Source organism: Synechococcus sp. PCC 7502, from assembly GCF_000317085.1.
GTDB lineage: Bacteria > Cyanobacteriota > Cyanobacteriia > Pseudanabaenales > Pseudanabaenaceae > PCC-7502.
In genome coordinates, this window is record NC_019702.1 from 2,411,635 (window position 1) to 2,423,830 (window position 12,196).

Consider the following 12,196-nt stretch of genomic DNA (forward strand, 5'->3'; position numbering starts at 1 on the left):
AATTTATTTCTGTGATTACGATGCAAATTCATAGCTAATCTTGGAGATTTTTCCTTTAAAGTAGAGTTGAACACCTTCGGGATGCTCCCAACCCACTTCACCTGCTAAGGGAATCCGCATGCCATTGTGAACTGCATATTCTCTAAAATTACCGACCCAAGGCATAAACACCGATTTTCCACTAACTACCCGATAACAACGAGCATCGGCACGCATACTGGTAATTAATCCCTCAGCATCAAACTGAAATACAACCGAGGCAGTGGTTTCCCCATCGGTCAAAGTGGCACGGCTAGAATGCTGATCGATCGCTTCCCAGATCACCCCCTGACTGGGTAGCAATGATGTTGGATACCAAACCGTTTCGGCAAGGAAGCGTAATAATTCGCCTTGATTTAATTCGGTCGTATTGTGCATTTTGGCAACCGTGAAAAGACCAACTATTGAGGCTTGTAAATTTCCTTCTCCTAACAGATAGGTATCATGAACAAATACATTTACGAATGGAATCATCTCAATTTTTGCATCCCAATCAAAACCTAGCCTTTGGGTAGCCACAAGTTGCGTAGCAGTGAACTTATGCCATTTATCTTCTGTTTCATTCATGTGGAACTGTCCATGCTGAGAGAACTCAACCTCGGTAACAATCGCTTGTCCATCTTGAAGGACATTCTTAAAATATCGCTGCACAGGCTCTGGCAAGTCTAGAATTTCCTGAGAATCATAGGTTATAGGCTGAATTGATATTTGTCTATTTGTTTGTCCATTGGTTAATTTGACTCGTAATTTATCAGTCTCAGACTGCCAGCGATCGCTACCATACATAATTGCAATCACCAATAAAGCTAGAATCAGAAGGCTAATAATGATAATTAGTGGTAACTTCAGTAAATAGTGCATAGATAAACCTAAACTAAATACAGCCAGTATCAGTAATATAAATCGCCATGTTTGGATGAATATCATTTTTTTATGTAAAACTGCAACTATGACAGACGATCGCTTGATTTAGAGAATAAGTTGATTGAATTGATTGCGTACGATACAAAATTCAACTAAATTCAAATTTTATGGGAGAGAATACCTATTATGTTTTTGAGTTCATAGCAACTCTTATTATTGTTCAGAATGAATCGCTCTCTTTTTCGGCGTTTCTCCAAGTACAGAGATCACCAGCAAACTTAGTCCAATAATTTTGATCAAGGCGTTAATTGCGTGTGCATACTCCCATTGATCGCGATACTGTCTCCAATTTACTGGAATGGGATTCGTCAACCATTTAGCGAATTCAGTATTCATTGGCGCAACAAACATTATCCAACTCACAAATGCCAGCACCAAGAAAATTGCTCCGCCTAATGTCCAGTAGAAGTTTAAAGCACATTTGCGAAGAAGAAATAACAACACAATTGCCGTTAGAATTGCCGTAATTTCAAAAACTGCGCCAACTGAGCCAAACAACTTATAAACATTTTCAAAAACTGTGACTCTAACCCAAAGTTCCTGATCAAACTGCATTCGTTGCGGCAGTTCTAGCAAATGGGTCATAGACAAACTAAGACTAAAGGAATCTAACATAAGTGTTAGGAATCTACATGTTCGGATGAGTATCATTTTTTAATTAATAGTAACGTTGTGGTGCAATCAGATATATCTATATCGGGTTAATGTCTTTGATCCCCATAGAAAGACAATAATTCCTGCAGTAATGGCAATTATTGAGTAGTGAATATCAGGATAATTAACCAATGGATTATGTATTCCATCCTTTGGAAATAGAATTCTTCCTACATTCATCAAGGTATGAAATAGAATACAAGCAAATAAACTTTTACCTGTGTTGTTGTAAATCCAAACAATCAAAACTCTGACAGCGACTGTACCGAAAGTTGCCCAAGCTATCCAAGTTAGATTGTGTCCCTGTTGAATTATTGACGGGTAATGCCATACTGCCCAAGGTATACCCATAAGGATACTTGCTGATAAAGCACCAAACCGTTCTTGCATAGGATCGATCGCATAACCCATGTAGCCAGTTTCTTCCGCCACGGCTCCGATAAAAAATAGACAAAAAAGAAAAGGGATAGAAAGAAAAGGAATACAAAAATTGATTGCAAGTGGTAATCTGATGAGGTGAATTACTATGTATATCAATAAATACATGAAAAATGGTAGCAAAGTAATCGGCAGATACCATATTTTTTTTGTGATTCTTGAAAAATCTAAAATCCTCTTAAATAGTTTGTTAATACCAACATATCCTTCTTCTTTGCAAGTGAGAATACTAGCTGCAATCAATGGTGTAAACGCAGCTAATATATCTGTTATGGGAATATCTAATGGTAGTCCTTTAACGTCAATTCTTGTCTCAATTATCCATAAAGGGATAGAAAACCCATAAACAAATAGAAGGAATTTTAAGGGTGAGTGGTTTTCTAATTTGCTTTTATTCATATTTTTTTCTTAATTCCTCCTAGCCCTTTCACAGATTCTTTAACTTGAGGAGAGCCGATATACTCGATCGCTCCTATTCCTGATACAGATGCCTCTAATTGCTCACTCACATTGACCACAGCATTCCCTACACCTTTATTGCGAACTTTAGCTTGCTTTGCTTTTAACTCTTCACCATTAAAGCTACCAACTCCTGAAAGATCGAGGTCTAATACATCCACATTTCCTGCGATCGCTACACTACCCACCCCATCAAGCGACACCGATAAACGTTTACCTTGAATACTACTAACTTTAATACTACCGACTCCATTGACCTCTAATTTCTCTAAACTCTTGACCTCAACTACGAATTCAATGGGCTTGGTAGGATTTATGCTTGACTTGTCCTCGTTGCTAATATACAAGGTTTGATCAGACACATGGCTCTCTAAAATTGGCAGAATATTATCTTCAGCCATGATCGTAAGAGATTCTTTCCCATCCTGGATTACATTGAGCTTTCCTACGGATTTAAAAGAGATAGATGAGAATGTAGTTATTTCCCTAGATTCAGTTTTAAAGACTCCAGACCCTCTAGTTCCAAATAAGCTAAAAGAGCAGCCTGTCAGTATAATTAAAGAGATAATTAAAGAAGCTAAAAACAAAGTCGAACGGTATATCAACTTGTTTCTCATTATATTGCTCCTTTCGCAATCATAATAAATTGATATTTTTCCATAAGTGTGATGTTTCTCAATTTAGAATTTGATAGATGGTGATGAGCGCAATGATGCCGGAAATAGTTGTATAGATTAACTTTGTGTACTTGGCTAGCCAACTTGGCAAATAAATATCGAAGTTAGCATTTGTGGAGCTAGTGTACTTTCGAGCCATCAGATTTAAGGGACAATGAAGATTGAAAGTTAATAGGGTTAACCCTTCTAGAAATACAAAGCCATAACCAATCCAGAGCCAGATATTGAGCTTATTAGCGATCGCCGCATAAAGCATATAAAAAATCACAAAGTTAAAAAATATCCAGATCGCAGTGTGAATAATTTTAATTAGAGTTAATTTCGTTATCCCTTTCATTAGACTTATCCATATCTACTAACGATTTACCATTTTTCGATCTAAAGTTCTAACTATGACAGGCGATTGCTTAATTTAAAGAATGAATTGAATAAATTGATTGAATACGATATACAACGTAACGGTCTAACACCAAAATTGTTCATTTTGCGGATTATTTAAGATAATGGCTAATCTTTCTCTATTTCAAAGCCTAAGAAAACCTACCTTTGCCCGACTCTATTTTGCTCAAACCATCAGCTTATTTGGTGATGCTCTAACTTGGTTAGGTTTAGCTTTACTAGCTTTTGAGCTAGCAGGGAAAGATAGTGCTGTAGTTCTGTCTGTGGCTTTGACCTTGCGGGTAACAGCTTTTGTAATTCTTTCCCCAATTGCAGGTGCGATCGCCGATCGCTTAGATCGCAAACTAATTCTCGTGATAACTCACATTGCTCGAATGCTAATTGTCGGGACGCTTCCATTTGTGAACGCAGTTTGGCAGATTTATGTTCTGGTCTTTGCCCTGAATGTTTTTAATGCTTTTTTTACCCCAACCTATCAAGCCACGATTCCCCTCGTTACAAGCAAAGCTGAATATGCAAGTGCGATCGCTCTCTCTGCCGCAACCTATCAACTATTAGGCGTTTTAGGACCTGGTATTGCTGGCAGCGTATCGACATGGATTGGAGCAAGACAGATATTTTTTCTGGATGCAATTTCTTTCTTAATTGCCGCAGTTCTGATTTTCACTCTTCCCAATCAACTTAGAGTAAAGCAAAGTGAGCCTTTAGAAGAATCGAGAGTTGTCAGTAAAATTATTGGTGATGTCAAAGAAGGAACGATAAGGTTATTTGCTAATGCTTTTATTCGGTATGCTTTATTCCTACAACTGGTCGCATCGATCGCAGGAGCGCAAATTTTAGTAAATACCGTAGGCTACATCAAAGGAACTCTCCAACTGAGCAGTTTAGAATACGGCTGGGTAATGGCTGCGTTTGGCATTGGGGCAACTGTAGCGGCGGTTACTGTAGTAGCAATCGGCAAGAAATGGGAACACACTGCGATCGTTCCATTTGGGGCGATTTTGATTACTTCCGCAATTTTACCTGCCAATTATGTCGGGTTAGTGTCATTAATGTTGCTCTGGGCGATCGCAGGCATGGGACAAGTTTTCGTAAATCTTCCAACCCAGACTCTCATCGCCGATCAGATTCCTTCTAACTTTCAAGGACGAGTTTATGGCGCACATTTTGCTTGGAGTCATCTATGGTGGGCAGTTTCCTATCCCATTGCAGGGTGTCTGGGAAGTCAAGGTAATATGTCTTTCCTTTATGGCAGCTTAATCGGATTTACTGTTTTGACAGGAGTCCAGATATTGCTATCTCCCAAAACTCACGAACATCAACACGAATATCTCTCCCACGATCATGAACATATCCATGATGAACATCATCAACATGATCATCATGAAGGGGTATTACTAACCGAGCCACATACCCATATCCACGAGCATTTACAAATTCGCCATCGCCACGCCCACTACACCGACATTCACCATTTACATAGTCATTAAAATTATGTCAATTATTTTCATTCTCTTACTGTGATCGCCTAATGATCTAAAAAATCCACAATCCCCGTTGCCAAATTGTAATAGGCGGGTAGAACTTTGAGATTACCTGTCCTATATTCATGGGCAAGGACGGGTTCAGACTTAGCAATCAGATTTACCATACGTTTAACATGAACCTTAATGGCATTTGTAAGTAGATTTCCCGACTGAGATTGCGCCACACCGATCGCTGGTTCGATATAGCTCAAGAGTGAATTGATCTTGCTACTGCCGACTTCATGGGCGATTGCTGCCGTCACAGCCCCACACTTTTCATGTCCTAAAACCACTACTAATCGCACCCCTAGATGCTGAATTGCAAACTCAATACTTGCTATCACTGCATCATCAGCAATATTACCCGCTATTCTTAAGACAAATAAATCTCCCACGCCTTGATCAAATATCATCTCAGGGATCACGCGTGAATCCCCACACCCTAGCACTACGGCAAATGGATGCTGGGCGATCGAAACATCAACTCTTCGTTGGGCTCCTTCATGGGGATGTTCTACATGGTCAAAAATATAGCGATCATTCCCTTCTTTTAATTGCTGGAGTGCCATCTCTGCATCCATGTTATCTACGGTGAAATAGGTAGCAGGAAGCGTGCAGGTATTATTGAGGTTCATTGATGCTCCATTTAGCTCACAGGTTCTGTAATAGCATTCTGAAGCAATCACTAAATAAAAATCATCATTTAAAGCACATTTAAGGCACAAATTATCGAAAATCCAGCAATTATTTAGCTTTGATCACTCAAACGGATTTACCCCAAACTAGCTAAAATCTGATCATCCACGGAAAAGTCTATATCGGCATTTTGGCGATCGCTTGGTAAATAATCCTGCTGAAAGGAGGTTACTAACCCATCAACCAAATCAAATTCTGGCTCCCAATCTAAATCCGTCATTGCCTTATCAACGGCTGCAAAGAAATGTTGACTACGCAGAGGAAATGCCTTCTTTTTGCCAAAATCAAAATCCTTGGGATTGTAATAGACGATTTTAATTTGATCGGGAGATTTCCCCGCCGCGATCGCCGTTGCCTGAGCCAAACCCGTAAACGTTACATAGCGAATATCGGAAATATTATAAATTTCTCCCAAGGTAATTGATTTATCTAAAACTGCTGCCATTGCTGCTACAAGGTCTTCCACATGCCCTAATTGAGTGATAAATTTGCCATTGCCGGGAATTGGAATCGGGCGATCGCGCACAATCCGATCAAAAAACCAAGCTTCTAAATCGTTATAGTTACCCGGTCCATAGATATAAGTGGGGCGAATGGAAGTAAAAGGAAAACCAATTTCATCATAAGCCTGCTTTAAGTACGACTCAGTGTGTAACTTTCCCTTATGACGGCTTTTGGGATCAACGGCATCACCTTCAAAATAGGGTAGAATCTCCGAATCTAAATATACCCCTGCCGAACTCATATAGACAAAATGGCGAATGCGATCGCGAAATAAATCTACTAGAGGCTTAGTATCAGTTAGTTCACGCCCGTTATTATCAAAAATGGCATCAAACTGTTCATATAATAATTTTTCTTTAATCTGGATCGGATCAGTGCGATCGCCAATAATCACCCGTACGCCTTCAGGGGCAGGCTTGTTACCCCGATTAAATAGCACCACTTCATGTCCCTGTGCCAAGAGTGTTTTAGTTAAAGCTACTCCTAGGAATCGGGTTCCGCCCATGATTAATATCTTCATACGTTGGTTATTAGCTTGTTTTGATTAATTAGTTTTGAATAATTAGCTTAAGAAAATATTACAGCCATTTCATAAGTCACAACATATTCTGTCCTGCTACAAGAAACATTGAGCCAGAATAGTTTCACCTTTTTGTCTTTGGGGAATTTATTAATTTTGATCAGTTTTGGGCAGATTAACAATATTAGGGCAGGGTTTCCCCAGTTCAAAATCGGTAATATTAGCTAAGGTGGTTTGGGCTATATTTCGCAACGCATCCTCAGTAAAGAAAGCCTGATGTCCAGTAATCACCACATTAGGAAAAGTTAACAGCCGTTCAAATACATCATCTTGGATTACGGTATTGGAGAGGTCTTCAAAGAATAAATCCGCTTCCTGCTCATAGACATCTAAACCTAAGTAGCCAACTTTCCCAGACTTTAAACCCTTAGTTACTGCCTTCGTATCAATCAATGCCCTTCGACTGGTATTAATTAACATTACTCCTGGTTTCATCTGGGCGATCGCTTCTTTATTGATTAAATGATGGGTTTCAGGGGTCAGGGGACAATGCAAAGAAATAATATCTGATTTATTTAGGAGTTCAGAAAGGCTTACATAGTTAGCGATCGCCTCACAGGTAGGATTAGGAAATTTATCGTATGCCAAAATATGACAACCAAACCCATTAAGAATCTGTGCTGTGATTGCCCCAATTTTACCTGTACCAATAATGCCGACAGTGCGATCGTGTAAATCAAATCCCAATAATCCGTCTAGGGAAAAATTACCTTCACGGACTCTGGCATAGGCACGATGAAACTTACGATTCAAGGTCAAAATTAAACCAACGGTATGTTCAGCCACCGCATAGGGCGAATAGGCGGGAACCCTCACTACGGTTAATCCTAGTTGTTTTGCTGCTCCTAAATCCACATTATTAAACCCAGCACAACGTAGTGCAATCAGCTTAGTTCCACCCTCGGCGATCGCTTGTAAAGTCTTGGCATCTAGGCAGTCATTGACAAATACACAAATTCCTAAAAATCCGTCAGCTAATTTTGCCGTCTCAGGCTCAAGATTAGGGGCAAAAAAAGTTAGTTCATGTCCATAGTCACGATTTACAGTTTCTAAAGATGTGCGATCATAGGTCTTGGCACTAAAAACAGCAACTTTCATGGATTAAACCTCAAATTATTAGACTTTATGGTTAATATTTGCAATACATTACAGATAGTGTTTTAATTGTAAGATTTTTATTATTTCTACACTACTTATAGCGCAGTTATTTTATTTCTAATTAAGTCTATTGCGTATTAATTTCTGAATATTTTGAATTATCCGCAGCTTATACTAAATCGAGAAAGCAAAACTACAGATGATCTACTGCAAGATTTGATAGTCATATAGAGCCTGTTTCATATCTATTATGAGCAAGATGTATGATACTTAGAAAATGCTAAATCCATACTCAAGTAGCCTAACAGATAAAGAATGGGAAATTATAGAACCATTGCTCCCAAAGAAAAAGCAAACTAGACCGCCAACTTGGACAAAAAGACAAATTTTAGACGGCATACTCTACCAACTCAAAAACGGTTGTAATTGGCGAGATATGCCCCGAGACTTACCACCATTCTCTACAGTCTATCGATACTACAAGGAGTGGAAAGATACAGGTACATTTACTGCGATTATGGAAACCTTGCATTCAACAGCCCGTGAACAGTCAAAAAAAATCAAAATGGACAACTTTAATCATCATTGACTCACAAGCAGTGAAAAATACTTGTAATGCAAGTATAGAATCCAAGGGCTTCTGCTCCTACAAAGCAACTAACGGGATCAAAAGACATTTAGCCGTTGACACTCTGGGATTTCCTTTCTTTACCTATTTAACAAGAGCAAATGTATCAGATGACCAAGGACTGATTGAGATGTTAACGATTAACATTGATTACTTCAAATCGAAACCAGATGACATTACGCTAACTACGATATTGCTGGATAGTGGTTATCATATCGAGAAACTGATCCAAGAACTAGAGAAGATATATCCTGAGATTATGACTAAGATTAGGTTTGAAATTTCTCCTAAGGTATCAAAGCAACAGAAGGCAGAAAAAGGTCTGTCTGGGTTTGTAGTTGTGCCGACAAGGTGGGTAATTGAAAGGTCAAATGCTTGGGTTGAAAGATGCAAAATCTTAGTTAAGAACTTTGAGAGAACTCTCGTTAATGCTACAGCTAAACTCAATCTTTGCTTTATTCGTTTGATGCTAAAAAGAATTGCTACTCATGAGATATGAAACAGGCTCTATACTCTATGAAGTACCTGTAGCCAAATCTTAAAAAATTGGTATGGCATTTAAAACGAATTGAAATAACGGCAAAACGCAGCGGCGGCAGATATAGTGAGGGACAGAATAGTTAAGACATCTATAAAATTGGGTAGTAATAAACTTACATGATTTATTTGTCCTAATTTCTATGGCAGCTACTATAACTTTGACTATGTACCAGCGGATTAAGAGTCCGTTGCCGTGAAATGTTAGCTCTTGCTTACAGAGAGTATGAAGCTACTTTGACACCCCAAAAAGCCCCTTTACTTGATTAACCATCCGTCTCTTCCCATGACCAAGATGGATTTGCATACTTTCGGTAAAATAGAAACTCTCGGTCTACTAATTGTATCTTCTGTGTATTGGGATTATAAGAAAGAATAAGTGGCGAAATACTCCTGACTGCTTGAAGTTTGTCAATTTTATTCAATGCAGCGGATAAATCTGAAAGTCTAACTCGTGGCTCATAAGCTTGAACTCGTGTTAGAAGATCTGCACGGCTAATTCCATCACGTAAATCCTGACTGCTTGCTTCTACACATACTCGGACGATTCTTTGATAAACTTTGAGTTCACTCTCTCCTGAGTCTCGAAGTCCTCGGCTCACAACATCATCAAATAGCTGATAACGAACTGCTTCTTCACTACAAATGCTGGTTCTGGCTTTTGTTAATGGGTCTCGATTGTTAAGGAATTGTTTTTTCAAACTACTCTCATATATCTTTGATTCGTAACAGTATTTTTCTGCAACGCGTTGCAGGAGACCAACATTTTGATTGGCATCATCTATGATTTCCGCCTGAATATCTGGATTAAAACTAATGTTCAAGACCCTCGAACCTTTTTGAAGAACTTGATCTAGCTCCTCAAGGCTCCAGCGAATATCAATTTCTTCTACTCTTCCGCTTAAATCGCCGTTGTAGTAAGTTAATAAGTTTTGATCAGCCCAGATACCAATAATTATAAAAAAAACTTGGCTATCCCAAAATGCTTTTAGATCAAAAGCTAGGTTTATTTTTTCCTGTTCTGATAAGTAATGAAAATCTTCAATTACAACAATTTTATTAGATTGTTTTATCTCTTGAGCTATAAACCCAATACTTTCTGGAGCGATGCCAATGGGTGATAGTAATGTCCCTAATTCTCTTTCAACACTTCCGCTTCCATTCGTTTCTACTTCCGCAGAGCCAACAAAGGGTATATTTAATTGACTAGAGGCTTTGCCTTGAAGTTCAGCCCCTAATGTTAATTTTTTAGAGACTTCAGTAGGTATTTGTGAACCAAGCTTACGAAGTATTTCTAGATATATGAGATCACGACCTGAATTTGCACCACATTGAACAACAATACTTTGGTTCTCTGGTAAGTTTTTCTTCCGTAAAATCGTTTTACCTTGCTTGGATGCACCATGAATAACTATATGCCTATCTTGTTTTACTAGATATGTAAATCGTCCGTCCAAACCAGCACGATCTACATATGTGTGTTTTGGAACGGAAGCAGCGATTCCGAAAACTTCACCAAGTTGAGTCATTGCTTGAGTCCTAAATATAACTTCATAGGGTTCATTTTCACTTAGAGCTTAGAAGTTTGAATGCTAACTATGTATTAGACGGAAAATTTCTTTCTAATCTGACTATAGGGGATATAGGCTGAAAATTTTTGTATGGTTATCCTATATAAATTAACATCCATAGATTTAATTAATCAATAATTAAGACTTAATTAAAACCTCAACAATTTAATTATGTCAAAATAGTATGCTCAACTTTTCCTTATTTCTAATCTAAAACTATAACAAGGGTAATCACGCTCCTGAAATACTTAAATTTGTTAGTGGTATAAAGGAAAGGATAGGTTATATCAATATCTATAGCTTAATCTTTTCGATTTGGTATTAGCTCAGATTATCCATCTAATCGTTAACCCCCAAATCATAACTAACCCCAATTTAAAACTTCCAGACCTTGCCCATGGATTTTTGGTTTGCCACAAGCGGTACATGGATTAACGTTTCCACAATTCTAATCGGTACCATCTGCGGGCTGTTATTACAAGATCGCTTAGCAACCAGAATTCAAAGAGTCATGACTCAAGCGATCGCCCTAGTTTGTATCTTTGTCAGCTTAAATATGGCAGGTAGCCTCAGTCGAGTTAAAGCGGGATCATTAGACGGCACAATTTTGGCATTACTGGCAATGATTCTAGGTGGAATATTGGGCGAGTGGTGGCAACTGGAAAAAAGATTGGAAGACATCGGCGATTGGTTAAAACAAAAATTTAAAGGGACAGGTAAATTCACCGACGGCTTTGTGGCAGCTAGTCTGCTATTTTGCATTGGACCGATCGCAATTATTGGCAGCTTAAATAATGGGTTAACTGGGGATAATACTTTGCTAGTCCTTAAGGCTGTGATGGATGGCATGATTTCGATTCCATTTACGACCAGTTTTGGTGTAGGTGTGGGATTTTCTGCCCTATCAATTTTGGCTTATCAAGGTGGTATTTCTTTACTGGCAGGAGCGATCGCCCAAGTATTACCCGATCCTACCAATGCACCACAGGTTCTACTCATTTCTGGGATTGGTGGACTGTTACTATTGGGGCTAGGACTAAATCTATTGGAGGTCACTAAGATCAATTTAGCGGCTTTTTTACCTGCGCTTTTTCTTTCTCCGATTTTTTATGCGATCGCCATTTGGTTTAGCTAACTTTTATGTTATGCTTAATTTCTCACTTAAGGGCTTGTAGCTCAGTGGACTAGAGCACGTGGCTACGGACCACGGTGTCGGGGGTTCGAATCCCTCCTAGCCCGTCCTTAACTGAAACAAAGTTTTTTATAACTGCCCTGAACATATTAATGGCTCAAATGGCAAGCATTGCAATGCTTGCTATGAGGTAAGCTCAGCATCTTTAATCTGAATAAAACCTAAATGAAATTAAGTGTGAATTTATAATTTCAAAGTCCTAACGCTGTGATAGGTGACTCCTGTATCTTTCCTCGCTATCTTTAATCTAGTCGCATTTCAAGACTAAAAGAAA

Annotated in this window: 13 protein-coding genes and 1 tRNA gene; 5 read left to right on the forward strand and 9 right to left on the reverse strand. The window is 38.6% G+C overall.

Annotated elements, in window-relative coordinates:
• Positions 1-15: 15 nt before the first annotated feature.
• The 5 genes from SYN7502_RS11910 to SYN7502_RS11930 form a co-directional block, all read right to left on the reverse strand.
• Positions 16-900 carry a DUF6920 family protein gene (locus SYN7502_RS11910; RefSeq protein ID WP_015169064.1) on the reverse strand — a complete coding sequence of 295 codons (885 nt, stop codon included), beginning with the start codon at positions 898-900 and terminating at the stop codon, positions 16-18.
• Between the two features lie 216 nt (positions 901-1,116).
• Positions 1,117-1,548, reverse strand: a complete 432-nt coding sequence (locus tag SYN7502_RS11915) for a hypothetical protein (protein ID WP_246828912.1) — start codon at positions 1,546-1,548, stop codon at positions 1,117-1,119.
• Positions 1,549-1,644: 96 nt separating this feature from the next.
• Positions 1,645-2,454 (reverse strand): CPBP family intramembrane glutamic endopeptidase, encoded by an 810-nt coding sequence (locus SYN7502_RS11920; protein WP_015169066.1) that lies wholly within the window; start codon positions 2,452-2,454, stop codon positions 1,645-1,647.
• On the reverse strand, positions 2,451-3,131 hold the full coding sequence (locus SYN7502_RS11925) for a GIN domain-containing protein (RefSeq protein WP_015169067.1): 681 nt from the start codon (positions 3,129-3,131) through the stop codon (positions 2,451-2,453). The genes SYN7502_RS11920 and SYN7502_RS11925 overlap by 4 nt, the downstream gene beginning before the upstream one ends.
• A gap of 58 nt (positions 3,132-3,189) precedes the next feature.
• Entirely contained in the window at positions 3,190-3,528 is a 339-nt protein-coding gene (locus SYN7502_RS11930; RefSeq protein ID WP_015169068.1) for a hypothetical protein, read from the reverse strand.
• Between the two features lie 166 nt (positions 3,529-3,694).
• On the opposite strand from SYN7502_RS11930, the gene SYN7502_RS11935 reads away from it, so the two are divergent.
• On the forward strand, positions 3,695-5,080 hold the full coding sequence (locus SYN7502_RS11935) for an MFS transporter (protein WP_015169069.1): 1,386 nt from the start codon (positions 3,695-3,697) through the stop codon (positions 5,078-5,080).
• A 38-nt stretch (positions 5,081-5,118) separates the two neighbouring features.
• On the opposite strand, the gene SYN7502_RS11940 is transcribed toward SYN7502_RS11935, so the two are convergent.
• The 3 genes from SYN7502_RS11940 to SYN7502_RS11950 all read right to left on the reverse strand — a co-directional run bounded on the left by SYN7502_RS11940 (position 5,119) and on the right by SYN7502_RS11950 (position 7,994).
• On the reverse strand, positions 5,119-5,751 hold the full coding sequence (locus tag SYN7502_RS11940; RefSeq protein ID WP_015169070.1) for a carbonic anhydrase: 633 nt from the start codon (positions 5,749-5,751) through the stop codon (positions 5,119-5,121).
• A gap of 137 nt (positions 5,752-5,888) precedes the next feature.
• Positions 5,889-6,836, reverse strand: coding sequence for an NAD-dependent epimerase/dehydratase family protein (locus SYN7502_RS11945; protein WP_041429435.1), 948 nt, complete (start codon positions 6,834-6,836; stop codon positions 5,889-5,891).
• Between the two features lie 150 nt (positions 6,837-6,986).
• Entirely contained in the window at positions 6,987-7,994 is a 1,008-nt protein-coding gene (locus tag SYN7502_RS11950) for a 2-hydroxyacid dehydrogenase (protein ID WP_015169072.1), read from the reverse strand.
• Between the two features lie 277 nt (positions 7,995-8,271).
• On the opposite strand from SYN7502_RS11950, the gene SYN7502_RS11955 reads away from it, so the two are divergent.
• Both SYN7502_RS11955 and SYN7502_RS11960 read left to right on the forward strand, forming a co-directional pair.
• Positions 8,272-8,583, forward strand: a complete 312-nt coding sequence (locus SYN7502_RS11955; RefSeq protein WP_041429164.1) for a transposase — start codon at positions 8,272-8,274, stop codon at positions 8,581-8,583.
• Positions 8,537-9,121, forward strand: a complete 585-nt coding sequence (locus SYN7502_RS11960) for a transposase (protein ID WP_371257757.1) — start codon at positions 8,537-8,539, stop codon at positions 9,119-9,121. Before SYN7502_RS11955 ends, SYN7502_RS11960 begins: the two co-directional genes overlap by 47 nt.
• 304 nt (positions 9,122-9,425) lie before the next feature.
• Here the strand turns inward: SYN7502_RS11960 and SYN7502_RS11965 are convergent, their stop codons facing one another.
• Positions 9,426-10,688: a hypothetical protein gene (locus SYN7502_RS11965; protein WP_015169073.1), complete on the reverse strand. Its 1,263-nt coding sequence runs from the start codon at positions 10,686-10,688 to the stop codon at positions 9,426-9,428.
• Positions 10,689-11,127: 439 nt separating this feature from the next.
• Between SYN7502_RS11965 and SYN7502_RS11970 the strand changes: the two genes are divergently transcribed.
• Together SYN7502_RS11970 and SYN7502_RS11975 are read left to right on the forward strand one after the other, a co-directional pair.
• The gene (locus tag SYN7502_RS11970) at positions 11,128-11,865 is read left to right on the forward strand and encodes a DUF554 domain-containing protein (protein WP_015169074.1); all 738 of its coding nucleotides are present in this window, start codon (positions 11,128-11,130) and stop codon (positions 11,863-11,865) included.
• A 30-nt stretch (positions 11,866-11,895) separates the two neighbouring features.
• A tRNA-Arg gene (locus SYN7502_RS11975) sits at positions 11,896-11,969 on the forward strand.
• Positions 11,970-12,196: the final 227 nt, after the last annotated feature.